Raw genomic sequence first — 24,638 nt, 5'->3', positions numbered from 1 at the left:
GACCCGTCATGCTATAATCCGCGCGTCGTGGGCGGGGAAAGCATCGCATGCTAAGCAAGAAAGTTCAGATTGTCCTGGGGTTGGGCATCGGCGTGGCACTGGTCTGGTGGCTCTTTCGCGGGACGGACTGGCCGGCGGTAGGCCACGCCATCGCGCAAGCGAACTGGTGGTGGATCGGCGCCGCGGTGGTCGGCGTGCTGGTCACGTTCGTGACGCGCATCTGGCGGTGGAGTTACATCGTGCGCACGGCGAAACCGGTGTCATTCCGGCATATGTTCAGTGCCACGCAGATCGGTTTCCTGGGCAATTTCATCTTGCCCGCTCGCGCGGGAGAGGCCATCCGCGCGCTGGCGCTGTCGCGGCTCGCGAATCTGCCCTTCAGCCGGTCGCTGGCGTTTGTCGCGCTGGACCGGGTCACGGACCTGTTCGGGCTCATGGCCGTGGTGCTGGTTGCGGCGTTTGCGTTTCACCCCGCCCACGATATCCGGCTGCCGCCCTCGATCTACGCGGGGGTGATTCCGGCGGACATGGTCAGCACGTACGCGTTGCGCGTGGCCTTGTTCATCGTGCTGATTGTGGGCGCGTTCGTGGTGCTCTACGTCCGGCAACGGCTCGTGCTGCGCATCTCCGATGCCGTGTTCGGGGCGGTGTCGCACGCGCTTGCGGCGCGGGTTCACGAGATGCTGCAGCATTTCGCGGACGGGCTGCACGTGTTCCGCTCGGCCATCGACATGGCAAAGTCGCTGTTCTTCTCGCTGCTGACGTGGGGTGTGTTTGTGCTGACCTACCTCGCGTGCGCCACTGCGTTCGGCCTGCACTTGCCGTGGTACGCGCCGTTCATTGTCCTGTCGTTTCTGGCGCTGGCGATCAGCGTGCCGGGCACGCCCGGGTTCGTTGGGCAGTTTCACTTCGGGGTCGCGGTGCCCGTGTTGTTGCTCATGCCGGCCGTGCCAGCCACCTACGCCTTCGGCGAGGCCGCGGCCCAGGTCGTGTCCGGTTTCGCAACGCCCCACGCGGGCCCGCTTGCGGCGTGCCTGGCCGAGATTCCGCGCCGCGCGGCTGAACACTCGCTCGAGACGGCCAAGGGACTGGGCCTCGCCATGGCCATCGTCGCGCACCTCACGAATGTGTTTCCCGTGTTTGCGGTGGGTTTTTACTGCCTGTATCGCGAGCAGCTGGGACTTTTCCAGTTGCGACGCGAAGTGGAGGCCACGGAGACGCCCGATAAGGCACCGTAAGCGATTGCGCCGCCGCAATATGGCAAGAAACAGCCGTTCTGACGAGGGCTTCCCGTCGAAATGCGAAAAAAACCGGCACAGGTCTGGGCCGGGCCCCGTCTTTTCGGCTGTTGCGAGGCCTTAATCCGGCATGCGGCTTGCTCTTCCCGGTTAGGAGACGGTCTGCCGGGCGGCGGTTCCCGCAAACATAGAACACAGACCTGACGCCAAACCCTCGCCGGTCCGTCGGCAGTCGCGCCGTACGGGCCGGTTCGTCTCAGCCATGCGGGCGCCGCGGCGGGCCGTCTCATTCCCTGAGCAAGGGGATGCACAGGGAGAAGCGGTGGTGGATGGGGTAGATGTCGCTTGTCATCAGCAGCCATTCTGCTTATACTGTGCAAGGGTAGTGGAAGCAGGAGAGCCTCGCTTATGCCTACGTTTAAGTACACAGCCCGCGCCGCCAACGGCGCGAAACAATCCGGCAATGTCACGGCGGAGAACCGGCAGACCGCCATGCAGATGCTGCAATCCCGCGGCCTGCAAGTGGATGCGCTGACGGAATCGCGCGGCCTGTTTTCCTTTGGTGGCGGCGCGCCGCGGCTGAACAAACGGGTGAAGACGGCGGACCTGCTCGTTTTCACGCGCCAGTTGTCGACGATTGTCAGCGCGGGTCTGCCGCTGTTGCAGGGGCTGGACATTCTCGCGGACCAGACGGACGACGTGAATTTCGCGGGCGTGATCACGAGCGTGGCGCAAGACGTAGAGGCAGGCGAGACGTTCAGCGACGCGTTGCGCAAATTTCCGCGCGCTTTCCCCGACCTGTACGTCAGCATGGTGCGCGCGGGCGAAGCGGGCGGCGACTTGGACGGCGTGCTGTTGCAGTTGGCGGACTACCTGGAGGCGACGGAGGAACTGAAGCGGCGCATCAAGTCCGCGATGACGTACCCAATCGTGGCGTTCAGCATGATCATTCTCATAGCCACGGGCCTCATCGTCTGGGTGGTGCCGCAGTTCGCGGAGATTTTCGCCAGCTTCGGGCGGGAACTGCCCGCGCCGACCCAGATTCTCATCAACATCAGCAATATGCTGCGCACCTGGTATGCATGGGTGGTGATCATCGGTGCGATCGCCGGCGCCGTCGTCTTCCTGCGCATGTACGCGAAGACGGCGTCCGGCCGGTACAACCTCGACACGCTCAAACTGCGGCTGCCCGTTTTCGGCAAACTGTTGAGCAAGGTGTCGATCAGCCGTGTCACGCGCACGCTCAGCACGCTGACGCGCAGTGGCGTGCCCATCTTGCAGGCGCTCGAAATAGTCGAGCGCACCGCGGGCAATGAAGTGTACGCGCGGGCCGTGCACGAGGCGGGCGACAGCGTGCGCAACGGTGAGACGCTGGCGGACCCGCTGGCGCGGTCGGAAGTGTTTCCCGCCATGGTCACGCGCATGATCGCCGTGGGGGAAAAGACGGGCGCGCTCGAACAGATGCTGATGAAAATCAGCGATTTCTATGATTCGGAAGTGCGCGCGACCGTGGACAGCCTGACCAGCATCATCGAGCCCCTGCTGATCATGATGATGGGCATCGTGGTGGGTGGCATCGTGGTTGCCCTGTTCATGCCGATCCTGCAGCTCTCCAGTCTCGTGCAGTAACCTGGCGGGCGGCCGGCGCGGCCCGGGCTTACGGCCCTTGCGCTGTCTCCTGCGCGCGCGAAGGTGGTGTTCCCGGCGGCTTCGCCGGGCGGGGAAGTCTCATGGCACTCATCGTGTTGCTCGTGTACGCCGTCGCATTCATCATCGCCGCCACGACTGTGCTGAAATTGCATCCCTTCCTGGCGCTGCTGGCGGCTGCGTTCGGCTACGGCATCCTCTGCCGCGCCCTCTCGCTGCAGCAGGTAATCGACGCAATCAACGAGGGTTTTGGCGATACGATTTCCAAGATTGGCATCGTAATCCTCGCGGGCGCGATTATCGGCGTGTTCCTTGAGCGTTCCGGCGGCGCCTACCGCCTTGCGGAGCGTATCCTCCGCGTCACCGGGCGCGGCAATGTGCCGCTCACGATGGGCGTGATGGGTTACATCGTCAGCATCCCGGTCTTCTGCGATTCGGGATTCGTCATTCTGTCGCCGTTGGGCCGGGCGCTGGCGCGGGAGACCGGCGCGTCGGCGGCCGCGGCCGCAATGGCGCTCAGTTTTGGCCTCTACGCAACGCACACCATGGTCCCGCCCACGCCCGGGCCGGTCGCGGCGGCAGGGATGCTCAACGCGGACCTCGGGCTCGTAATCTTGCTGGGGCTGGCCGTGAGCGTGCCGGTCATGCTTGCGGGGTGGATGTTCGCGGTGCTGTGCGCGCCCCGCGTTGTCCCGGGAGAGGCTGCCGAAATTGCGAAAGACGGGCCGGAAGTGCCCGCTGACGCTCCTTCCGCGCTGCGTGCGGCGCTGCCCATCGTGGCGCCGCTGGTGCTCATCGTGACGCATTCCGCTGCGCGCCTGCCGTCCCATCCGTTCGGTGAGGAGGCCTGTGCGGCGTTGCTGCAGTTCGCGGGGCATCCCGTGGTCGCATTGCTTCTGGGCGCGTCGCTGGCCTGCAGTCTGCCCCCGCGGCGCAAGGCGGAACTGTACTCGATGCGCGGCTGGGTGGGCGACGCGGTGCTGGCGGCTGCGGTGATCATCATTGTGACAGGCGCAGGCGGGTCCTTCGGGAAGATACTGGAGGCCAGTGGTATTGCCGGGGTGGTGCAGGAAAACCTCGGCGCGGCGAGACTGGGAGTCTGGCTCCCCTTCCTTGCGGCGGCCGCGCTGAAGACGGCGCAAGGCTCTTCAACCGTGGCCATCATCACCACGGCGGGTATTGTCGCTCCGCTGCTTGAGCCGCTTGGCCTGGATGAGCCCGCGGGCCGGGCGCTGACCGTGATCGCGATCGGCGCGGGGTCGATGGTGGTCAGCCACGCGAATGACAGTTACTTCTGGGTCGTGACGCAACTGTCCGGCCTCTCCGTTTCGCAAGGGTACCGGCTCCAGACCTTGGGCACGCTCGTGCAGGGTATCGTGGCGATCCTGGCGGTCTGGGCGCTGACGGGCATCCTGTTGTGACGAGCCGACTCCGCGGTCCCATTCCTGCTGGCAGGATTTGCGGAACGGGAGCATGCCTGCGATACTGTGCGCTGGACGGAGGGAACCGCCGGAAATGAAAGCGTTGAAGACCATATGAGAAAGCCGGCCGCAGCCGTGATTGCCTTGGCGATGCCGTGCCTGGCCTACGTGCTGGTCGTTGCGGTATTGGGCGATGGGATTTTCGGGGACACGTCGGTTCCGCCGGGGCGGGATCGCCGCGCGGCGCTGGCGATTCGCGACCACGTGACGCCGTTTCAGGAGTGGGGCTCTAAAATCTTCACATGGGGCTATCTGAACCGGTATTACGGCGCGGCGTGGTACTTCACGCAGTCGAAGGGGGGCAAGGCGAAGAAAGTGAATCTGCGCGACGCGTTTGTGACCTGCCTCGACCAGGCGCTCGCGAAGTACGAGTCGGTTGATTTGTATCTGCTCGCGCACACGAATGAATACGTCGATTGGGTCGCCGCGCTGCCGGCGGAACGGCGGCAGCGGCTCCGGCTCGTCTACAACACGGGTTGTCATAACCTGCCACAGGGCGCACAGTGGCTGGCGTTGGGCGCGGACGCCTACGTCGGCCACCCGGGGGTGAGTTCGTCGTCCGTGTTTTATTATTTCTTCCTGCGGCGGTGGACGCGCGGCGGCACGCTCCAGGAAGCCACGGACGCGAGCAACGCTCTTGCCGCAACGGCTTTCCGCCAGTATGAGTGGTTCACGCTCGGCAGGTCGGATGCAGCCTGGCTTATCAAGGAATCGACCGCCTCTCTCAGCGGCAGTGCGCAGTTGCACTTGGAGGATCGCGCGGAATGAAACGTTTGTTGCTTCTCCTGTTTCCCATCTGCGCGTTGCTTTTCCAGGCCGCGCCGGTGCTGCTGGTCCGTTTCCTGGCCTCGCTTACCTATGGCCGGCAGCGTCTCCTGCCCGAGATTGCTGAATGGCCGGTCTCGCTGCTGGGACTGACGGTCTGCGCCGCAGTCAGCCTGATTCTTGGTGGCTTGGGCGTCTATCTGCTCCTGACCCGCTTCCGCCTGAGAGTGGCCGTCCCGGTCATTCTTGTGTGCTGTGTTCCGGCCCTTATCGGCGGCGCGCTCTACCTCCAGGCAGTGCTCGTTTTTCTTACGCTCGTGTAGTGGCCCGGCGCCGTGCCGCGTGTCGTAAGCGTGCAGGGCAAATTGACTTGTGCGCGTAACGATTGCTATACTCCCCCCATTCTCGAGGGCGGGAACCGGCCGCGGCGAAACGCCGGCTAGGGGCGTCGCCAAGTGGTAAGGCACCGGGTTTTGGTCCCGGCATGCGTTGGTTCGAATCCAGCCGCCCCTGCCAGTTCTCTCCCTGACCCGATGTGTGTATGCTGTTGGACACCATAGAAGGGGTCGTTCCCATGGGGCATTCGCGAGATATGAAGATATTTAGCGGCAGCGCCTCTCAGGCGTTGACTCGAGGCATTTGCGCTCACCTGGAGATCGAGCCCGGGCACGCCGACATCTCCCAGTTCAGCGATAGTGAAATCAAGGTCCAGATGGGCGAGAACATCCGGGGCCGGGACGTCTTTCTCATCAACAGCACATGCCCGCCCGTCAACCATCATCTGATGGAATTGTTGATTATGATCGACGCCGCGAAACGGGCCTCCGCGGACCGGGTCACGGCGGTGATGCCCTATTACGGCTATGCCCGGCAAGACCGGAAAGACAAGCCGCGTGTGCCGATCACGGCCAAACTCGTCGCTAATCTGCTGACGGCCGCGGGTGCGGACCGGGCATTGACGGTGGACCTGCACTGCGGGCAGATTCAGGGGTTCTTCGACATACCGGTGGACCACCTGAGCGCGGACGTGGTGTTTGTCAAGCATATGCGCGAGGTGGCGAGCCGCGAGAAAATCGTGGTCGTGTCGCCGGACACCGGCAGCGTGGCCCGGGCCCGGCTGTTCGCAAACGACCTGGGTGCGCGTCTGGTGATCGTGGACAAGCGGCGCCCCAAAGAAAACGTCTCGGAAGTGATGAATATAATCGGCGAGATCGAACATGAGCACGCGGTGCTCTACGATGACATGATCGACACGGCCGGCACGCTGGTGAAGGCGGCGCGTGCCTTGAAAGAACACGGCGCCCTGAGCGTCCGCGCCTGCGCGACGCACCCGGTCTTCAGCGGGAAAGCCCTGGGAACGCTCAAGGATTCGCCCATCGAAGAGTTGATTATTACCGACTCGATCCCTTTGTCCAAGGAAGCGCACAGCACGCTGAACGTCCGCGTGCTGACGCTGGCGCCGTTGATCGGCGAAGCCATCCGGCGCATCCACAAGGATGAGTCGGTCAGCAGCCTGTTCAGGCATTAGCAAGCATCCGGAGGCCCAAAATGGAACTGCAGAATCTGAGCGTGAGTGTGCGGCAAGGCGGCGGCAAAGGGGCCGCCCGGAGAACCCGAGCGCAGGGCAAGGTCCCCGGTGTGCTCTACGGCGGAACGGGCGGGTCGGTACCGCTGTTGGTGGAGCGGCGTTCGTTTGAGCACGTCGTGCACGGGCGTTACGGCGAGCACGCTGTCGTGCAACTCGAAGTGACGGAAGAGCCCGCGTTGAGCACGCCGGCCCTCCTGAAGGAGGTGCAGCACGACCCGATTTCGGGCGTCATCGTGCACGCCGACTTCATGCGTATCCGGCTCGATGAACGCATTCAGACGGTTACGGCTATCCAACTGGTAGGTCAAGCGCGCGGCGTCGTCGACGGCGGCGTGCTGGACCAGCAGATGCGCGAACTCGAAATCGAATGCCTTGCGCTCGAAACGCCGGAACGGATCGTGGCGGACGTATCGGACCTCGGCATCGGCCACAGCCTGACCGTGGCCCAGCTTGTCGTGCCTGAAGGCGTCACGGTTCTGGCGGAGCCAGACCGGCCGGTGGCCACGGTTCACCCGCCGCGTGTGCTCGAGGTAGAGGCGCCGGCGGCGGAGGGCGTGGAAGGCGAAGGCGCCAAGGAGCCCGAGGTTGTTGGCGGCAAGGCGGAGAAGACGGAAGACAAGGACAAGGAAAAAGAGAAAGACAAGTCGTGACGGCCGCGGCCAGGGCGCCCCGTCAGGCCCGGCCCGGAAGTGCGGCTTTGACCCGGGCCGCGTGAGCGCAGGAAAGGTTCAGCGCCGTGAAGATAGTGGTCGGCCTCGGCAATCCGGGGCCGCAATACGGCAATACGCGGCATAACCTCGGTTTCGCCGTTGTCGATCAGGTCGCGGAGCGGCTGGGCGTATTGTGCGACCGCGAGAAACACCATGGGCTGGTCGGAGAGGCGCGGTTGGACGGCGAGCGTATCGTGCTCGTGAAGCCGCTCACGTTCATGAACCGGAGCGGCGAATGCGTGGCGCCGCTGGTGCGCATGGCGGGGTGCCCATTAGATGCGCTGCTGGTCATTGCGGACGACGTAAACCTGCCGCTGGGCAAACTGCGCTTGCGCGGCGAAGGCAGTGCGGGCGGGCATAACGGGCTCAAGTCCATCATCGCACGGCTGGGCGACGAATCCTTCGCACGGCTGAGGCTGGGCGTAGGCGACAACCGGGACGGTGAGGACCTTGCGGACTATGTCTTGAGCAGGTTCCGGCCGGATGAGTGGTCTGCCGTCGCGCGGACGGTATCCGAGGCCGCGGACGCGGTGCTTTGCTGGGTCCGGGAAGGCGTGGACCGCGCCGGGAACCAATACAACAAACAGGTGTGACCACACAATGAAACACACGATTAGTATTCTGGTCGAGAACCACTTCGGCGTGCTGGCGCGCGTTTCGGGCATGTTCAGTACCCGAGGATACAACATTGACAGCTTGTGCGTCGGAGAAACGGAGGATCCGGCCATTTCGCGGATGACGGTGGTGGTCCGCGGAGACGATGAGGTAATCCTGCAGATCATCAACCAGTTGAACAAGCTGGTGGAAGTGATAGAGGTCTCGGACCTGAGCAAGGAATCGTACGTCGAGCGGGAACTGGTGATGGTGAAGGTGACGGCGGACGGCACGCGGCGCGAGATTATCGAGATCGCCAGCATCTTCCGCGCGAAGGTGGTGGACGTGGGCAACAAGTCGTTGATCGTCGAGGTGACGGGCTCGGAAGGAAAGGTGAACGCATTTGTTGATATGATGCGTCCCTTCGGCATTCAGGAATTGGTGCGCACGGGCGAAATAGCCATCATGCGCGCGCCCAAGGGAACTTGAACTTGAAAATCATCGCTGGATACGTGCTCGCGAGCCGGGCTTTCGCGCGAGAAGGCCAGGCATGGTCGCGCCGTGTGCCAGACCCGGCCGCGGGCGTCCGGGAAGGGGCGCGCAAACCCGCGTGCCCCAAGGGTACCGCGGGAGGAATTGTCAGGACCGCAGCTTCGGCTGCGGTTCTTGTTTTTTGGGGACGCAGGACTCGCATCCGGCGCGACCCGGACGCTAGTATAGGCTGTTCGAGCGGCTGATAACGGAGGTATGCACGGTTGAATACACTGTTGGACTTACAGGCACTCGACCTGGACATCGAGCGGCTGCGGGAGCGCGAGGCGGAGATTCCGAAACAGAAGAGCAAGTACGAAATTCATCGGAAACGGCTCGCGGAGGAACTGACACAAAGCGAGGAGCGCTGTAAACGGCTCGTGCTTGAACAGCGGGAGAACGAGGGCGAAATCGAGCAGAAACAGGCGCAGATCAAGAAGTACGAGGGTCAGCTCGTCATCATCAAGAAGAACGAGGAATATCAGGCGCTGTTGCATGAGATCGATATGCTGCGCAAGCAGATTGCGCTCCGCGAAGAACGGATCATCGCCATCATGGTCGAACAGGATGAAGCACGGGTCCATCTTGAGGAGGACCGGAAACGCATCGAGGCGGAGTCGCGCGCCATCGAGCAGGAATGCGCTAAAATCGACCAGGAATTGGCCACGGTCGTCGCCGAACGAAAACGCCGGGAAGAGCAGCGCGCGCCCATGCTCCGCGACATCGAACCCGACCTGCTCTCCCGGTACACGCGTATCCGGCGCAGCATCAAGACGGGCCCGGCCGTGGTGCCCATTAACAACGAATACTGTTCGGGATGCCACATGATGGTGACGCCCCAGATCATCAACGAATTGATTGCGGGGCACAAGATCCACGCGTGCAGTCATTGCGGGCGTCTGCTGTATCATGCCGACAATCTGGGCGGCGGTCAGCAGTCCGCGGAGGCTTGAGAACGGTTTCATGGCGTTTTTCAAGCGCAAACGCTTCCCTGCGTCGGGCCGGGTCAAGAGCCCCGTTCCGGACGGGTTGTGGATGAAATGCGACTCCTGCCGCGAAACGGTGTACCGGAGCGAAGTCGAAGAGCATTTTCATGTGTGCCCGAATTGCGGGTATCACTACCGGCTGGGGGCGCGCCAGCGCGTGGCGCAAATTGCAGACCCGGACTCGTTTCAGGAGACCAACACGACGATCAGCACGGTCGACCCGCTGCGCTTCGAAGTGGGCGAGGAAACCTACGCCCGGCGCATCGAGCGGGCCCAGCAGGAATCCGGCCTGCATGATGCGCTGCTGACGGGATTTGCCGCGATCGAAGGTATCCGCGTCGCCATCGGCGTCATGGACGCCTCCTTTATCATGGCAAGCATGGGCTGCGCCATGGGCGAGAAGTTCTGCCGGCTCGCCGCGGACGCGGTCCGGGAGCGCGTGCCGCTCATCGTGTTTACGGCGTCGGGCGGCGCGCGCATGCAGGAGGGCATTCTCGCGCTGATGCAGATGGCCAAGACCGCCGACGCGGTGCGCCAACTCAACGAGGCGGCCATTCCGTACATCACGGTGCTCACGGACCCCACCACCGGCGGCGTGCTGGCCAGTTTCGCCAGTCTTGGCGACATCGTTCTCGCGGAACCGGGCGCTTATATCGGGTTCGCCGGGCAGCGCCTGATCACGGGCGCCTTGAACGTGGAACTGCCGCCCGGTTTTCAACGCGCTGAATACCAGTACGAGAACGGGTTCGTCGACCAGATCGTCAAACGCGGGGACCTGCGCCCGCTGTTGGCCCGGCTACTCAAATGCCTCGCGCCCGCGGCGCAAGAACCGTCCGCCCCGGTATCCTGACATGACGGACGCAACCCTGCTGACTCCAGCACTCTCGCCGCGGGAATACCTCTACAGCCTGACGCTGCACGGGGTAAAGCTGGGACTCGAAAACATCCGTGCGCTTCTCGATGCGGCGGGCATGCCGCAGTATCGCTATCCCACGGTGCATATTGCAGGCACAAACGGCAAAGGCAGCGTCGCCGCGCTTGTGCAGGCCATGTTCCGTGCGGCGGGATATCGCGCAGGCTGTTTTACGAGTCCTCACCTCATCGACCTCACGGAGCGATTCCAGATCAATGGACAACCCATCGCTGCCCGGGACCTCGACGCCGCCATCGCCCATTTCGGCACGAAAGCGAAGACGTTGCCGCGCGCGCCGACGTTCTTCGAGTTGAACACGGCCATCGCGTTCCACTACTTCGCGGAGGAACGCGTTGATGTGGCGGTCATCGAGGTCGGCATGGGCGGGCGGTTCGATTCCACGAACGTAATCCTGCCGCAGGCGTGCGCGATTACGAGCATTGACCTCGAACATACGGAATACCTTGGCGATACCCACGAGAAGATCGCTTTCGAAAAGGCCGGGATCATTAAGCCGGGCGTGCCCGTCATCGTGGGCGAGCGCAAGCTTGCGCCCCAAGGCGCTATCCTCGAGCGCGCCTCCGCGCTCGCAAGTCCCGCCTACGTGCTGGGCCGTGATTTCGATTTCACGCTGAGCGGGGATACGTGGCAACCGCGCTTCTCCTATCGCAGCCATGGCCTGACTTTCGAAGCCGCGCCTCTGTCGCTTGTGGGACCGTATCAGGGCGACAACGCGGCCGTGGCAGTGCGCCTTGCGGAAGCCTTGCGCGAGGCGTTTCCCGCGCTCGATGCGCGAGCCATCTTGCGCGGCCTTGCGGATGCACGCTGGCCCTGCCGGCTCGAACGCGTGCTGGAAACGCCCCCCGTGGTTGTCGATGCCACGCACACCGTTGCCGGCGCGAGGTTCTTGCACCGCGTGTTCGAGCGGTGCCACGTGATCTTCGCCGTGTCCTCGGACAAGGATGCGCGCCACATGCTCGAAGCGATGCGCCCCATCGTGCGCACGCTGACCCTGACTGTGTTCGACGGAAAACGCGCCATGCGGCTCGAACAACTGGCCGCCGCCGCGGACGATATTCCCTACGAAACGGCCCCGACGCTGCACGAGGCAATCGCGCGCGCCCTGCCCCGCGCCGAACCCTCATGCCCCTTGCTGGTCACTGGTTCCGTATTCGCCGCGGGCGAAGCTCGCCGCATTCTTATCGAACACTACGCCGCGGCGCCTTTGGCGTTTTGAATCCAGCCTCGGGGATGGGGGCGGCACGTCTTGTCCGCCTGCGGCCGACTCGTTTGCGCCAGTTCCCGGCCTGAAGCCCGCAGCCTTCCGATATTGCTCGCCCTTGCGTTCCCTATCCCGAATCAGGCTATATGAGAGCCTGAATCGCAAGGAGTCCGTCATGAATACTCGCATTGCGTTCGCCGGGTTAGCCGCCGTGCTCCTGGCCGCGGTTGTCGCGGTTGCCGAACCGGCAATTGAGTTGAAGGCCGTGCCAGGGACGGTGCGCGTGCGTCAGGAGCAGCCATTTGCGGGGCAGGACGCGGCCGTCATCGCCTGTGCGCGCGGCGAATACGAGTCGTTCCAGGTTGTCGTCACGGCGCGCGGCGGCCTGCTGAAACCTTGCGTCGCGGGGATGTCCACGTTGCGCGGCGAGAGCGGCGCCGAGGTCGCCGAGGCCAACATCACGCTCTACCGCGTCGCATACGTGCCTGTGCGCCACTCTTCGCCGGGCGCGACGTGCCCGCCGGGGCTCACGCCGGACCCGCTCGTGCCGTTCAAGAACCCGTACACGGGCGAAGACGTCGCGCAACCTGTCTGGCGCGAGAATGGGCGCGAAGGCGGCCGTTTCGGCGGGAACGGGTTCGAAGTGTGGCCCGGTCAGCATCAGCCTGTCTGGGTGGATGTGTTCGTGCCGCGCGAAACGCCGCCCGGCGTCTACGCCGGCCTCTTCACCGTTCACGCGGGCGATCAACGCGCCCAGATTCCCGTCGAACTCACGGTCTGGGGCTTCACGCTCCCGGAAGGCCCGACGCATGAGAACCATTTTGGCGGGTTCGAGCGGGTCGCGGCGTATCACAAGGTCGAGCCGGGCTCCGAAGCCTTTGACCTGATCGAAGACCGCTATATCGCGATGCTGGCCGAGCACCGGATCAACCCGCCGTTGCCGCGGCGTTTACGGCCCCTGGTGGCGGATGACGGCGCGGCCATCTTCGACGAGGCCACGGATGCTGCGATCACGGAATTCGTGGATCGCTATCACGTGACGAATATCGATGTGCCGCGCGCCCCGTTTGGCGACGTGCCCGGCGCGGATCGCGACAAGGCACTGCGTTTCTACCGCTCGTGGTACGACTACCTCGAACGCAAAGGCTGGGCGCGGCGCGCGTACGTGTACATGCTCGACGAACCAAACGACCCGGACGCGTACGAACAGGTGCGACGTCTTGGCGCGCTGGTAAACGAGGCCGCGCCGGGACTGCGCCGGCTCGTCGTCGAACAGCCCTACACGCAAGACCCGGCTTGGGGCGCGCTCGACGGCGCGCTCGACATCTGGTGTCCGCTGTTCGGCTTCGTGCACGAACCGAGCGTGCAGCGTGTCATCGCGCAAGGCGACGACGTGTGGAGTTACACAGCGCTCGTTCAGAAAGCGCCCCCGTACCACCCCGAATACGAAACGGTGAAAAATGACCTGCCGCCCTTCTGGCAGGTGGACTATCCCGTGACCAGTTACCGCATTCCGGCGTGGCTCAACCGCCGCTACGGCATTACCGGGCTGCTCTACTGGTCGACGGTCTACTGGGGCAGCCCGGACCGCAATCCATGGGACGACCCCGGATTCCGCATTCGCTGGAATGGCGATGGAGCGCTCTTCTATCCGGGCGCGGACGCGGGCATTGACGGTCCCGTTGCTTCGATCCGCTTGAAGAGCCTGCGCGACGGCATGGAAGATTACGAGTATTTTGCCCTGCTCGATGCGCGCGGCGGGCGGGATGCCGTCGAGAGGATTGTCCGCGCGGCCGTGCCCACGTGGGGAAGCTGGCAACAGGACCCGTATCGCCTGCTTGAGCTGCGCGCGCAACTCGCCGAAGAAATTCTGAAAGGCCAGGGAGAATGAGACCATGGAACGACGTTCGTTTCTGCACGCGCTGATGGCAGGTCCAGCACTCGCCACGACGGCAACCGTGCATGATGAGAGACCCTTTGAGACACGGCCACAGCCGGTCCTCGGCACCGAATCGATCGTCTACGAGTCGCCAGACCCGAAAAGCGTCTATGCGTTCAGCCCCGGCATCGCCCGCCTCGAACGCGGCCGGCTCGTCGCTACGATGGACCAGGGCGGACCGGGCGGCGGCAGGCCCTCCGGCGCGGAAAAAGGGACCAAGAAGAAAGGTTGGCGCGGCAGAGTCTATACGAGCGACGACCGGGGCAAGACTTGGACACATCGCACGGACATGCCGTTGAGCCATGCGCGGCCCTTCGCGGCCGGCAACTCGGTCTACGTGCTCGGACACCGGGGCGACCTCGGGGTGATGCGTTCGGACGACGGCGGTGATACCTGGTCCGGACCCTGCTGGCTCACGGAGAAGCAGTCATGGCACCAGGCGCCGTGCAACGTGCTCTACACACGCGGCCGCATTTTCCTGGTCATGGAACGCAAGACCGACCCGGCATTCAAGTCCTGGGCCGTGAGCGTGCTCGCGCCGGTGGTTCTTTCCGCCGATGTAGACGCTGACCTGACGAAGCGTGAATCGTGGACCTTCTCGAATGAGCTGTCGTTCAACAGCGCCATCGAGCAGGCCGGGCCGCCCCATCTCATAGGCGTACCGTTCTTTCTGACGGGCGTCACCGCGTTGCTCAACATTGGCGACCCGCGCTACATGGCGCCCATCGGCTGGCTCGAAACGAATATTGTACAATTCACGGACCCGGATCACGTCTGGCATGACCCGGACGGCCGCACGTTTCATCTCTGGATGCGCGCGCACACCGGCGGCGTCAATCTCGCCGCCGTCGCGAAAGCGGTCGAAGCCGGGGACGGCAGCATCACCGTCTCGCTCGAAAAGGCCCCGTCCGGCGAACCGATGCTGTACGTGCCCTGCCCCGGCGGCCACATGAAGTTCCACATCCTCTATGATGAACCAACGAAACTGTTTTGGCTGCTCTCCAGCCAGTCCACAGATTCGATGACGCGCCCCGAGCGCCTGCCCAAGAACCGCTACAGCCTGCCGAACAACGAGCGGCACCGGCTTGTGCTGCACTTTTCGAAAAACTGCGTCGATTGGTGCTTCGCGTGCCGCGTCGCAGATTCCGGCGATCCCGGTCAGGGCCGTCACTATGCTTCCATGTGCATCGACGGCGACTACCTGCACGTGCTCGCGCGGTCCGGCGACGCGCGCGCCGAAAACGCGCACGACGGCAACCTGATCACGTTTCACACCGTACGTGATTTCCGCAAACTGGCGTATTGACCGTTGTCGGGGTGCGCGGCATTACGCCGCGCCGATAGAATACAGGTCTTGTCCTCAAGAGCGGAGGGAATGATGCGCGCCTTGATTCGATACGCGACGGGCGACTTTTCCGCCACGGAACTGAAGCGTTACGTGGCCGCGGTGTCGCTGGTGTTCTGGGGGACGATTTTCATTGCCTGGTTGAGCTACCCGAAAGAACATCACTATTCGATCATGACGCATACCTTCAGCTTTCTCGGCAGCTTCGAAAGCAAGCACAATCCGCAGTGGTGGTGGATATTCTCGATGGCCATGGTCTTCTGGGGCTGTGCTTCCATTCCGCTCGCGCAGTACATCCGCCGCCGGTTTCACCCCTTCTCGAAATGGGGGGCACGCATCGGTGCGCTACTGCTGACGTTGGGTTCGACCGGCATTGCGCTCGTCGCGTGCTTCCCCGACGCGCGCGGCACGGTCATCGGGGCCTGGGAATGGACGGATATTCATGAGAAGGCCGCCGTGCTCGCCGCTGCAGGGTATATTTTCGGCAACACGTGGCACGGTCTGCTGCTTCTCCTGGATGCGTTGCCGGCCTGGTGGACGCAGACGGCCCCGCGTGTCGCGCGCCTGCTATTGCTCTGGCCGTTTCTTTTCTGGCTGACCGTTACCGGAGCAGCCGCGTATTTCCTCATCGCGTGGGAGTTCCTTTACGCGGAGATGAGGGCCGCGGCAGCCGCTTCCGGAACGCACATCGGCAGTTCGTGGTCGGAAGCGATGAACACGCGCTATTCCTTTCCCCTCTGGGAAAACATCACGATCTACACGCTGTTCCTCTTTCTCATGTGGTTCACGTTGACGTTGCCCCGGGATGAAACGCCCGGAAGCAAGGAGAAGAAGTAATGCGCGTATTGCTGGCGCTGTTGCTGTGTGCTGGTATTGCCGCGGCGGAACAGGACGCGCCGTGGCGCGGCGTGCACGTGATGGCGTGGGGACCCGCGGGCGGCGAAGAGGGCCTGCCGCTGCTCAAACGAGCGATCGACGAAGTGCTTGTGCCCCTGTCCGTGAACGTGCTGGTTTACGAGGTCGGTTACAACTTCGCTTTCGACTCGCATCCGGATATGCGCTTCGGCAACGTTATCACGAAGGCGGCCGCGCGCGACCTCGCCGCGTTCTGCCGCGTACGCGGCATCCGGCTCATCCCGCAGTTCAATTGCCTGGGCCACCAATCCTGGGCCAGACAGCAGATGGTCTTTCCCCTGCTGGCGCGGCATCCGGAGATGGAAGAGCCGCCCAACGTGCCCGAATCCGAACGCGCCAAGCTGCTGAAAAGCTGGTGTCCGTTGCATCCGGGCGTGAACGAGCTCGTGTTCGACTTGCTCGACGAGATTGTGGAGGCGTTCGAGGCGGATGCGCTGCACGCCGGCATGGACGAGGTGCTGGTGATCGGAAGTCCGCGCTGTCCGCGCTGCGCCGGGAGACCGCCGGCGGAACTGTTCGCCAGGGCCGTCAACGACCTGCACGACCATATTGTCTGCCGGAAGGGCCTGACCATGCTTATGTGGGGCGATCGTCTGCTCGACGCATCAGTGCCGGGCATGGGCCGGGGCTGGGAGGCGAGCGACAAAGGGACCGCCCCCGCCATCGACCTGATCCCCAAGGACATCGTGATCTGCGACTGGCATTACAGCGTGCAGGAAGACTACCCCTCCGTGCGCCTGTTCCTGGAGAAACGATTTCGCGTATGGCCGGCAAGCTGGAAGGACAGCGAGGCGGCGCGCGCGCTCATAGACTGCGCCCTGCGCGATGCAACACCGCGCATGCTGGGCTATCTGGCCACGTCCTGGGTCATCGAGCCGGGCCACTTTGCGCAGGCGCTTCTCGGCGAGGGCGACCCCGAGGCGCTGAAGGACCGCGCCCTGCCCGCCGCGGCGTCGCTTGGCGCGGCCCTCGAACGGTTGAACGCGGCCGCGGTGGAACGCTGAGCAACGGGGGGGGCGCGCGCGGCGGTATTATGCGGGATGGCGGCGCGGAACGAGCCGCGGGCGCGCCCTACGCGTCATTCGCGTGCTCCACGAGCCAGCGGAACACGTCGGAATTGCTGAGTATCCCAACAAGGCGGCCGTCCTTTACCACGGGCGCCCGGCGAATGCCCGCCATGCGCATCAGCCGCAGGCAATGACTGATGGCGAGTTCCGGCGCCACGGTAATGGCGGGCTTGGTCATTACGTCAGAAACGAGCAGCGGTCCCACGCCGGGCATCTCGGAGCACAGCGCCTCGACGATGTCCTTCCGCGTCAGGATGCCGAACGCGTCGCTCGGGTCCACCTGTTCCACGACGAGGCTCGATACGCCCAGGTCGTGCATGAACCGCGCGGCGTCGCGCAGCGGGATTGCTTCGCTTACGGTGCGGACACCCTCGTGCATCAGGTTCCCCACGCGGAGGTCTTGCATGTTCATGGCGTTGTTTCCCTATCCGTTATTGCGCATTATGTCTTGTAGACGACGCGGCCTTGTTCGCGGTCCAGCACGAACTCGCCAGGCTGCAGCAGGTCTTCGCGCACGTGCATGTGCTGTCCCAGGACCTGCACGACAACGCCGTCGTATGCGGCCTTGCGCACCTTGATGGACGCCTCAGTCGCTTCCAGCCGCTTCCAGCAGCCTGCTATGTTCCTGCGTTTCAATTCAATGTCACGGCGGTAACGGGCGAGCCTGGCCAGGGTCTGCGCTTCCCTGGCATCCAGCTTTCCCGCCTTGCCTTTCTGCACCAATGCCGCCAGAACCTTGAGTATCTTCTGCTGATTGCGCTCGAAGGATGCACAATCCCGCTCCATCTCGGCCAGTTTCGCGCGTGTCGCGGAGTCCACTCCCACGTCCACGACCGTGTGCAACCCTGCGCGTGAGCCCAGTTCGTTTACCTCGATGCTCTTCGCCGCGCGGACCGTCCCGCCGATGATGTATCCCTTGCCGTCCGTCGCTGCCACGCATCCCTCTCCGGTGACCTGGCTGTTCAGTATGCCGTCCCGCACCGTTACATCGCCGCTCGCGCGCACACACGCGTTCTCGATGAACTGCGCGGCGACGGCGCCCCGGCTGACCACTTCGGTCTGAGCGCCGCCCGCTATGCCGCCCTTGACGGTCAGGTTGCCTTCCGTCTTTACGTCTGCGGCCTCGATGCCGCCCCCAATGACCAGGTCGCCCGAAGCATGAACCTTGAATCCAGCACGGACCCATCCCTGGATCGCGAGTGCGCCTTTCATTTCCAGGTTGCCCGTGTGCAAGTCCACGTCGCCCGGAATCGTGTACTCCTGGAAGACGCCGACCGTTCCCGAACCCACGCTTATCACAACGCCGTCAGCGGTGGCCCGGCATTCGAGCCCGTCTTCGCTCAGTTCCACGTCCCCGGCTATTTCGAGCGGCACATCCTGTCCGGGCACCGAGGCTATCTCTTTTCCATAAAGGTCATGCCCGCACTCGCCCGGTGTTGCCGGCGTCTTGCGCGCCAGCGCGTCGCCGCGGCACACCGCCTGGAAAAAACCCCGCTCGCGGTAGTCGATAGAGGCGTCTTCCTCGTCCGTCCAGCCAACCAGCGGCTCGCGCCGGAAGAGGAAAGCGATGTGCGCGTCCGTGCCCCGTTTCGGCGGCGTTCCCAGCGCAATGACGGCATTTCTGACAGGCGCGCCGGTTGCGCGCGCTTGACTCAATGCCGCCGCGACCGATTCGCGCAGGACCCCATGCACAACGCCGAGCGCTTCGAGTTGGCTTATCACCTCCGCGGTTTCAAGGCCGATCCCGTCGTCCGCCGGAGGATACGCATCCATCCATGCCGTCATGCCATCCTTGGCTACCCGGACCAGCGGGTCCACTTGCAGCGTCTCGCCGGCAAAATCGGCAAAGCCGATTACCCTTGGCGCGGCAACGCAGGTCCGGCCGTCCTCAAGCAACTGGACGCCCGCGCCTGCCTTCAAGCCCGCGCTTTTCGCCGGCTTGGGCGCGAGTATTTCCCCGGTTACGGTAAAGCCCTCCGCGCCGGGTTGGGGCGGTTCCACGACCGCCAACGTGTTGCCCGCGCGCACCAGGCTTTTCGTCAGACCCGCCTCATCCACGTTACCCGCCATCCGCTCCTTCGCGACAAGGCCTGGATCTTTGCCGCCCAAGCGAAAATGGAACACGACCCGTGCGTCCGCACCGTCTACGGCGGGTTGACCCTGGGCAGCGACAATGCCCTGTGCCGGTTCTCCTGTGGATTTTGCCGTCTCGACCGCATGCCGGACCGCCCATTCGTCAAGGCCCTTGACAACGCCCGCTTGCCGCAGCGCACCCAGAATCGCCGCCGTCAGCGCTTCCGTGTCGTGTTGAGCGGTCGCGAGCCACACCGTGAGGTGGGCCTGCATCCGGTCCGGCGCAATGGCCACTTGGAAGCGCGGCGCTTCCGTCTGAGCCGGCTCGCCCTCATTCTCCATGAATGCCCCCTCCCGGACACACCATAACACGTTGCCGGAGGGACCGCAATCGCCCAGCCGGTGGAGGGCGACAGCAGTACGGGCTTCCATCTGTGGTTCGAAGTACGCTTGCGGGCTTGAAGTCCAGATGAAGAACGGGCTGGAAGGACAAGGCGCTTTGGGGCAAGGGACAAGCTGCCGCCAGCGCCAAGCGCGTTGTCGCCAGGACCCTCTTCTCAACGCGCGTATTATGGGGTCGCGGTCAGGAACGGCACTGCGGCGTCGGCGAAGTTGTCCATGATGCGCTGTGCGCGCAGGGTTTTCAGCGACTCGAACGCGCTGTCGAAGGGCAGGGTCGTCTGTTCCTTGACGGCGTAGCGGCGCCAGGTCACGTTGCGCTGCTCCATTTCCTTTTCGCCAATGATCCAGATGTTGGGAATCTTGTGCGTGACGGCGTTGCGGATTTTCTTGTTGAAGCTCTCGCCGCTGAGGTCGATTTCAACGCGGAAGAGACTGTTGCGCAGGGTATCGGCGAGTTCCTGCGCATAGCCAAGCACGGTCTCCTTCACGGGCGCCATGCGCACCTGCACGGGGGCCATCCAGGTCGGGAACGCCCCGCCGTAGAACTCGATGAGGAAGCTGATCATGCGCTCGTGGGTGCTGAGCGGGGCGCGGTGAATAATATACGGACGTTTCTCTGAGCCGTCGCTGTCCACGTAAGTGAGATTGAAGCGCTCAGCCATCATGAAATCGAGCTGACAGGTCGACACGGTTTCCTCGCGGCCGAGCAGGTTCTTCATCTGGATGTCGACCTTCGGCCCGTAGAACGCGGCCTCGCCGGTTTCCTCGTTGAAGTCGATGCCGAGCCGGTGCAGCACGTCGCGCACCATGTTCTCGCTCTTGACCCAGAGGTCCTCGTTCGCAACGAATTTCGCCTTGTCGGTGTCATGCAGCGAGAGGCGTACGCGGAAGTTGCCGAGGCGCAGGTGCTGATAGTAGCGGTGGTACATTTCGAGCACGCTGACGAATTCCTGTTCGACCTGATCGTAAGTGCAGTAGATGTGCGCGTCGTTCATGCACATGGCGCGCACGCGGAGCAGTCCCGCCAGCGAGCCGTGCTTCTCGTAGCGGAACACGTTGCCGTACTCCGCGAGGCGCAGCGGCAGTTCGCGATAGCTGCGCTTGCGCGCGTCGTAAATCTTGTGATGGTGCGGACAGTTCATCGGGCGCAGGTAGTACTCGTCGTGCTCATCGAGGGTCATGGGCGGGTACATGCTCTCGGCATAATAGGGCAGGTGGCCGGACCGGTGGTACAGGTCGCTGCGGGTGATGCACGGGGTCGACACGCGCTGGTAGCCCGCGCGGAATTCCTCCTCGCGCGCCCATTGTTCGAGTTCGTCGCGGATCACCGCGCCGTGCGGCATCCACAAGGGCAAGCCGACACCCACCTCACGGTCGAGGAAGAACAAGTCTAGTTCCTCGCCCAGTTTCCGGTGGTCACGCTCCATCGCGAGCTTGCGCCGCTCGATGAAGTCCTGCAGTTCTTCCTTCGAAGCGAAGGCCAATCCATAAATGCGGGTCAGCATCGGCCGCGATTCATCGCCCCGCCAGTAGCTGCCGGAAATGCGGTCGAGCTTGAAGCAGCCCTTGGGTGCTTCGCCGGTGTGTTCGAGATGCGGACCCTCGCACATGTCCTCGAAGGTGCCGTTGCGGTAGAACGACAGACGCCCGTCGGCCGCCTTGCCCGTATCGACGAGCTCGCGCGCATACTCGACCTTGTAGATTTCACCGTGCGCGCTCAATTCGCGCTCTGCCTCGTCGAGGGTCTTGAATGCGCGCGTAAACCCTTGCTTGTCCTTGATAATCCGGCGCATCCGGTTTTCGACGTCTTCCAGGTCCGCTTCGCCGAGCGGCGCGTCGCCGAAGTCAAAATCATAGTAGAACCCGTTCTCAACGGGCGGACCGAAGGCCAGTTTCGCGTTCGGGCGCACCTCGAGCACGGCCTGCGCCATGACATGCGCCAGCGAATGGCGCAGCCGATACAGAAAACTATCCTTGTCTACTGCGGCGTCCATGACTTCTGATTCCTTGATCTTAAGGCTGTTTTATGCGCATTCCGGCCTCGCTGGAAAAATCCGAGTCCCTGCGCACTCTCCATTTGAGAAGAAGGTGGGGAAAAGACATTCTTCCAACGCCATACGCCCGGGAATCGCACCACGAAAGTCTAAGAATACCAAGCTCATCCGCCGGAATTCCATTCCGCACCGCTGGACACCGCATCGGCGGTCCCGCCGCGGGGCGCGGCCGGCCGCGCCTCGCCCGGCCCCCTCAACAACGCGTCAGCCGGTGTGGCGAGGCGCCGAATTGCCTGTCGCGGGAATTGCCCGGGCAGTTGGCCTGGCCGCGAACGATTCTCCGCAGCGCGACGACACGGCGAACCCTGTCGAATGACAGGGCTGCAGTGGAGCATTACAGGGACGGGGCTGTCGCCGCAGGGGAGGTTCGATTCAGTTCACTTCAACGCCGACACGCGCGAGCGCACGACGCAAGTCATCTGGCGTAAAGGGCTTCTGCATGAGCATGGCGGCGCCCAACTCGATAATGCGCTGGGCCACGTCGCCCTCATAGTAGCCCGTCATCGCAATGACATGCATGCTCGCCGTATCCTTGTTTGACTTGATGCGGCGGCAAACCTCGAACCCGTCCAAGCCCGGGAGGCGAAGGTCCAGGAAAATGACGTCCGGCTTGAACGTGGCCACCTGTTGCCCCGCGTCGAAGCCGTCCAGGGCCACCTCGATCTGGAACGGCGTTTGTGCCCGCTCCAGGAAGCGGCGCACTACCGAAATGACCGACTTCTCGTCGTCCACGACGAGTACTTTCACCCCGGAATTGTCCAAGTCTTCGTGAATTGGGATGCTGTTGTCGCGCAGAAAACGCACTAAATCCTCACGGCGTATGCGGCGATGTCCACCCGGCGTCTTGAATACCTGTATGCGGCCCGCTTCGGCCCACTTGCGAATCGTATCGGCCGTTACGTGGCAATATCGCGCGACCTCTGAGGTACTGAAAGATTGCTTTGTTTCCATAATATCGCGTCCGATTTCCCGCGCTCCGCAGAGGCCCGGCAGTCCCTGAAAACCAAGCGTATCAGCAGGAGCAAAACTAGGCTAGCTCAGAATACTCATTTAATGCCCGCTAACCCCGGCGTCACAACAAAAATGGAGCTGGAACGGGGAGTCGAACCCCGGACCCCGTCATTACGAGTGACGTGCTCTACCTACTGAGCTATTCCAGCACAAGAAAATGGTGCCAAGGGGCAGAATCGAACTGCCGACACAAGGATTTTCAGTCCTCTGCTCTACCAACTGAGCTACCTCGGCACCGCAAACACAGCCGAATTTTAAGCCCAGAGAAACAGGAAAGTCAAGAAGAAGTGGATGCCTTCCCGGCCCGGGCGCCAATCCAGACGGGAGTATAGCATCTTTATTATCCTGCATTCAAATACCGGTTCTCTCGCGAAGCACTGCTGGCGCGTTTCCGTTGCCCAATAGAGCCGTACGGGCCATGCATTTCCCCCGCTATGCGCATCCGCCGAGCCTCGGCACCGCCGTGACCGCGTTTGCGTTTCGGGCCTGAAACATGCTATGCTCCGTTTCCTCGCATGCTGGTTTTTCGTCTACCGAGCCGGGGCCGCAGGTCAACGCTCATGCGATGCCTGCATGTGTGGTGGGGCCACCGGAACACGCCGCCTTGTCTAAGCGGCCAATCATGATAGGGATTATACGTGAGAAAGGCGCTGATTGCTGGCAACTGGAAGATGTTCAAGCTGGTCGGGGAGGCTGTCAAGGTTCTGGAGTCCTTGAAACCCCTCGTGGCGGACGTAGCCGACGTCGAGATTGTGGTATGCCCGCCCTTTACTGCGCTCGATGCGGCGGGGAAGTCGCTCGCGGGCAGCAATATCGCGCTGGGCGCGCAAAATACTTACAAGAAGGCGGAAGGCGCGTGCACGGGCGAGATTTCCCCGCAGATGCTTCTGGACGTCGGCTGCGCGTGGGTGATCATCGGGCATAGCGAGCGCCGCAGAGACTTCGGCGAGACCGACGCGCTGCTAAACGAGAAGCTGAAGTTCGCGCTTAAATCCGGGCTCCGAGTCATGTTCTGCGTCGGCGAGACTCGCGAAGAGCGCGAGAGCGGCCAGATGATGGGGGTGCTGACGCGGCAGGTCAGCGAAGGGCTGGCCGGCCTGACCTCGGACGCCCTGGAACAGGTCGCTCTGGCCTACGAGCCCGTGTGGGCGATTGGCACCGGGGTGAATGCCACCCCGGAACAGGCGCAAGAAGTCCATGCGTTCGTGCGCGACTTGGTGAGCCGTATGTTCGATGCAACCACTGCGGCCCGGTTGCGGATACAATATGGCGGAAGCGTCAATCAGGACAACGCGGCGAACCTGTATGCCAAGCCTGATGTGGACGGCTTCCTGGTAGGCGGCGCATCGCTGGACGCGGCCAAGTTCGCGGCCGTTGTGAAGGCGGGTGTCGCAAAGTAGCATGAGAAGCGCGCCGGCACGCGCGCAAAGGATGGTGAAGGACATGTGGACCGCACTCTGGTGGTTGATGATTATTCTCTATGTGCCCGCCTGCTTCGGACTGATTGTCATCGTCTTGTTGCAGAAGGGGCGCGGAGCCGGTTTCGCGGGCGCGTTCGGTGTCGGCCCGGGCTCCGAGACTGTTTTCGGGCCGCGCATGGCCAAAAGCATGCCCCAGAAGCTCACCTACACCATGGCTGGCATCTTCATGCTGATGGCGCTGCTGATGTCGATCATCGGCGGCAAAGTGAGCCGGGGCGTGGCCCCGAGCCTGGCGCCGGAGATTGCAGCGGAACAGGCCGCCACCGATGCCAGCTTCGATTCTATCTTCAACGACGGCGCGAGTCCCGCGCCGGAGTTGCCTGCGTCTGCCGTCCCGGTAACCGCGCCTCCGGCCCCGGATGCCGCCGCGACGCCGCCTGCGGCTGACGCGGGCGCTGTGCCGCCTGCGGCTGATACGGCCGCTACGCCTCCCGCCGCCACCGCGGAGACGCCCATGGAAGCGGAAGCGCCGGTTTCCGCGCCGCAAGCGGGAACCGCCGCGCCGGAAAACCCCGCCGTGCCCGCCGCCGCTGACGCCGCCGCCGCGGCTCCGGTGGAACAGCCGCCCGCGGAAACGCAGGAAACGGCAACGGAGGAATCGCAGTAGTCCTGATGCAATCGGCGGTGCGGGGGATAGAACGGCGAGTGCTCTCGGGCCCTCTGTTACCGGCCGCGC

General features: G+C 63.5%; 22 protein-coding genes and 3 tRNA genes. 19 read left to right on the top strand and 6 right to left on the bottom strand.

What is annotated here, in order from left to right:
• Positions 1–47 precede the first annotated feature (47 nt).
• The 17 genes from KA184_09435 to KA184_09355 all read left to right on the top strand — a co-directional run bounded on the left by KA184_09435 (position 48) and on the right by KA184_09355 (position 16,878).
• Entirely contained in the window at positions 48–1,238 is a 1,191-nt protein-coding gene (locus KA184_09435; protein ID MBP8129790.1) for a flippase-like domain-containing protein, read from the top strand.
• A gap of 408 nt (positions 1,239–1,646) precedes the next feature.
• A complete protein-coding gene (locus KA184_09430; protein ID MBP8129789.1) occupies positions 1,647–2,867 on the top strand; it encodes a type II secretion system F family protein in 1,221 nt (406 codons plus the stop codon).
• Between the two features lie 101 nt (positions 2,868–2,968).
• The gene (locus KA184_09425; GenBank protein ID MBP8129788.1) at positions 2,969–4,306 is read left to right on the top strand and encodes a GntP family permease; all 1,338 of its coding nucleotides are present in this window, start codon (positions 2,969–2,971) and stop codon (positions 4,304–4,306) included.
• 114 nt (positions 4,307–4,420) lie between these two features.
• Positions 4,421–5,134 carry a hypothetical protein gene (locus KA184_09420; GenBank protein ID MBP8129787.1) on the top strand — a complete coding sequence of 238 codons (714 nt, stop codon included), beginning with the start codon at positions 4,421–4,423 and terminating at the stop codon, positions 5,132–5,134.
• Complete coding sequence (locus tag KA184_09415; protein MBP8129786.1) at positions 5,131–5,454, top strand: hypothetical protein; 324 nt, start codon at positions 5,131–5,133, stop codon at positions 5,452–5,454. The genes KA184_09420 and KA184_09415 overlap by 4 nt, the downstream gene beginning before the upstream one ends.
• Positions 5,455–5,572: 118 nt before the next feature.
• A tRNA-Gln gene (locus KA184_09410) sits at positions 5,573–5,647 on the top strand.
• Positions 5,648–5,705: 58 nt separating this feature from the next.
• On the top strand, positions 5,706–6,659 hold the full coding sequence (locus KA184_09405) for a ribose-phosphate pyrophosphokinase (GenBank protein ID MBP8129785.1): 954 nt from the start codon (positions 5,706–5,708) through the stop codon (positions 6,657–6,659).
• A gap of 20 nt (positions 6,660–6,679) precedes the next feature.
• Positions 6,680–7,369, top strand: a complete 690-nt coding sequence (locus tag KA184_09400; GenBank protein ID MBP8129784.1) for a 50S ribosomal protein L25 — start codon at positions 6,680–6,682, stop codon at positions 7,367–7,369.
• A gap of 86 nt (positions 7,370–7,455) precedes the next feature.
• Entirely contained in the window at positions 7,456–8,022 is a 567-nt protein-coding gene (locus KA184_09395) for an aminoacyl-tRNA hydrolase (protein MBP8129783.1), read from the top strand.
• Positions 8,023–8,029: 7 nt separating this feature from the next.
• Entirely contained in the window at positions 8,030–8,512 is a 483-nt protein-coding gene (gene ilvN / locus KA184_09390; protein MBP8129782.1) for an acetolactate synthase small subunit, read from the top strand.
• 266 nt (positions 8,513–8,778) lie between these two features.
• On the top strand, positions 8,779–9,507 hold the full coding sequence (locus tag KA184_09385) for a hypothetical protein (GenBank protein MBP8129781.1): 729 nt from the start codon (positions 8,779–8,781) through the stop codon (positions 9,505–9,507).
• 10 nt (positions 9,508–9,517) lie between these two features.
• Positions 9,518–10,390, top strand: coding sequence for an acetyl-CoA carboxylase carboxyltransferase subunit beta (locus tag KA184_09380; GenBank protein ID MBP8129780.1), 873 nt, complete (start codon positions 9,518–9,520; stop codon positions 10,388–10,390).
• Position 10,391: 1 nt separating this feature from the next.
• Complete coding sequence (locus KA184_09375) at positions 10,392–11,690, top strand: bifunctional folylpolyglutamate synthase/dihydrofolate synthase (protein ID MBP8129779.1); 1,299 nt, start codon at positions 10,392–10,394, stop codon at positions 11,688–11,690.
• 160 nt (positions 11,691–11,850) lie between these two features.
• A complete protein-coding gene (locus KA184_09370) occupies positions 11,851–13,566 on the top strand; it encodes a DUF4091 domain-containing protein (GenBank protein MBP8129778.1) in 1,716 nt (571 codons plus the stop codon).
• A 4-nt stretch (positions 13,567–13,570) separates the two neighbouring features.
• Positions 13,571–14,920 carry an exo-alpha-sialidase gene (locus tag KA184_09365; GenBank protein ID MBP8129777.1) on the top strand — a complete coding sequence of 450 codons (1,350 nt, stop codon included), beginning with the start codon at positions 13,571–13,573 and terminating at the stop codon, positions 14,918–14,920.
• Positions 14,921–14,989: 69 nt separating this feature from the next.
• Positions 14,990–15,796 carry a hypothetical protein gene (locus KA184_09360; GenBank protein MBP8129776.1) on the top strand — a complete coding sequence of 269 codons (807 nt, stop codon included), beginning with the start codon at positions 14,990–14,992 and terminating at the stop codon, positions 15,794–15,796.
• Positions 15,796–16,878, top strand: a complete 1,083-nt coding sequence (locus tag KA184_09355) for a family 20 glycosylhydrolase (GenBank protein MBP8129775.1) — start codon at positions 15,796–15,798, stop codon at positions 16,876–16,878. The genes KA184_09360 and KA184_09355 overlap by 1 nt, the downstream gene beginning before the upstream one ends.
• 67 nt (positions 16,879–16,945) lie before the next feature.
• On the opposite strand, the gene KA184_09350 is transcribed toward KA184_09355, so the two are convergent.
• The 6 genes from KA184_09350 to KA184_09325 all read right to left on the bottom strand — a co-directional run bounded on the left by KA184_09350 (position 16,946) and on the right by KA184_09325 (position 22,715).
• Complete coding sequence (locus KA184_09350) at positions 16,946–17,353, bottom strand: CBS domain-containing protein (GenBank protein MBP8129774.1); 408 nt, start codon at positions 17,351–17,353, stop codon at positions 16,946–16,948.
• 29 nt (positions 17,354–17,382) lie between these two features.
• Positions 17,383–19,356 carry a DUF342 domain-containing protein gene (locus KA184_09345; protein MBP8129773.1) on the bottom strand — a complete coding sequence of 658 codons (1,974 nt, stop codon included), beginning with the start codon at positions 19,354–19,356 and terminating at the stop codon, positions 17,383–17,385.
• A 227-nt stretch (positions 19,357–19,583) separates the two neighbouring features.
• Positions 19,584–21,410 carry a threonine--tRNA ligase gene (locus KA184_09340; protein ID MBP8129772.1) on the bottom strand — a complete coding sequence of 609 codons (1,827 nt, stop codon included), beginning with the start codon at positions 21,408–21,410 and terminating at the stop codon, positions 19,584–19,586.
• 432 nt (positions 21,411–21,842) lie between these two features.
• Positions 21,843–22,421, bottom strand: a complete 579-nt coding sequence (locus KA184_09335; protein MBP8129771.1) for a response regulator — start codon at positions 22,419–22,421, stop codon at positions 21,843–21,845.
• Between the two features lie 133 nt (positions 22,422–22,554).
• Positions 22,555–22,630: transfer RNA gene (locus KA184_09330), tRNA-Thr, on the bottom strand.
• Positions 22,631–22,639: 9 nt separating this feature from the next.
• Positions 22,640–22,715: transfer RNA gene (locus tag KA184_09325), tRNA-Phe, on the bottom strand.
• A gap of 404 nt (positions 22,716–23,119) precedes the next feature.
• Here KA184_09325 and KA184_09320 point away from each other — a divergent pair.
• Positions 23,120–23,881, top strand: coding sequence for a triose-phosphate isomerase (locus KA184_09320; GenBank protein MBP8129770.1), 762 nt, complete (start codon positions 23,120–23,122; stop codon positions 23,879–23,881).
• A gap of 43 nt (positions 23,882–23,924) precedes the next feature.
• Positions 23,925–24,569, top strand: coding sequence for a preprotein translocase subunit SecG (gene secG / locus KA184_09315; protein ID MBP8129769.1), 645 nt, complete (start codon positions 23,925–23,927; stop codon positions 24,567–24,569).
• Positions 24,570–24,638 lie beyond the last annotated feature (69 nt).

The organism is Candidatus Hydrogenedentota bacterium, assembly GCA_018005585.1.
Classification (GTDB): domain Bacteria; phylum Hydrogenedentota; class Hydrogenedentia; order Hydrogenedentales; family JAGMZX01; genus JAGMZX01.
This window is presented reverse-complemented; position numbering and strand designations above follow the sequence as displayed.

Coding starts and splice junctions, on each gene's coding strand:
- KA184_09350 (MBP8129774.1), bottom strand. CDS start 17,353: ATGAACATGCAAGACCTCCGCGTGGGGAACCTGATGCACGAGGGTGTC.
- KA184_09375 (MBP8129779.1), top strand. CDS start 10,392: ATGACGGACGCAACCCTGCTGACTCCAGCACTCTCGCCGCGGGAATAC.
- KA184_09430 (MBP8129789.1), top strand. CDS start 1,647: ATGCCTACGTTTAAGTACACAGCCCGCGCCGCCAACGGCGCGAAACAA.
- ilvN (MBP8129782.1), top strand. CDS start 8,030: ATGAAACACACGATTAGTATTCTGGTCGAGAACCACTTCGGCGTGCTG.
- KA184_09335 (MBP8129771.1), bottom strand. CDS start 22,421: ATGGAAACAAAGCAATCTTTCAGTACCTCAGAGGTCGCGCGATATTGC.
- KA184_09365 (MBP8129777.1), top strand. CDS start 13,571: ATGGAACGACGTTCGTTTCTGCACGCGCTGATGGCAGGTCCAGCACTC.
- KA184_09435 (MBP8129790.1), top strand. CDS start 48: ATGCTAAGCAAGAAAGTTCAGATTGTCCTGGGGTTGGGCATCGGCGTG.
- KA184_09345 (MBP8129773.1), bottom strand. CDS start 19,356: ATGGAGAATGAGGGCGAGCCGGCTCAGACGGAAGCGCCGCGCTTCCAA.
- KA184_09425 (MBP8129788.1), top strand. CDS start 2,969: ATGGCACTCATCGTGTTGCTCGTGTACGCCGTCGCATTCATCATCGCC.
- secG (MBP8129769.1), top strand. CDS start 23,925: ATGTGGACCGCACTCTGGTGGTTGATGATTATTCTCTATGTGCCCGCC.
- KA184_09370 (MBP8129778.1), top strand. CDS start 11,851: ATGAATACTCGCATTGCGTTCGCCGGGTTAGCCGCCGTGCTCCTGGCC.
- KA184_09415 (MBP8129786.1), top strand. CDS start 5,131: ATGAAACGTTTGTTGCTTCTCCTGTTTCCCATCTGCGCGTTGCTTTTC.
- KA184_09355 (MBP8129775.1), top strand. CDS start 15,796: ATGCGCGTATTGCTGGCGCTGTTGCTGTGTGCTGGTATTGCCGCGGCG.
- KA184_09360 (MBP8129776.1), top strand. CDS start 14,990: ATGATGCGCGCCTTGATTCGATACGCGACGGGCGACTTTTCCGCCACG.
- KA184_09400 (MBP8129784.1), top strand. CDS start 6,680: ATGGAACTGCAGAATCTGAGCGTGAGTGTGCGGCAAGGCGGCGGCAAA.
- KA184_09380 (MBP8129780.1), top strand. CDS start 9,518: ATGGCGTTTTTCAAGCGCAAACGCTTCCCTGCGTCGGGCCGGGTCAAG.
- KA184_09340 (MBP8129772.1), bottom strand. CDS start 21,410: ATGGACGCCGCAGTAGACAAGGATAGTTTTCTGTATCGGCTGCGCCAT.
- KA184_09420 (MBP8129787.1), top strand. CDS start 4,421: ATGAGAAAGCCGGCCGCAGCCGTGATTGCCTTGGCGATGCCGTGCCTG.
- KA184_09405 (MBP8129785.1), top strand. CDS start 5,706: ATGGGGCATTCGCGAGATATGAAGATATTTAGCGGCAGCGCCTCTCAG.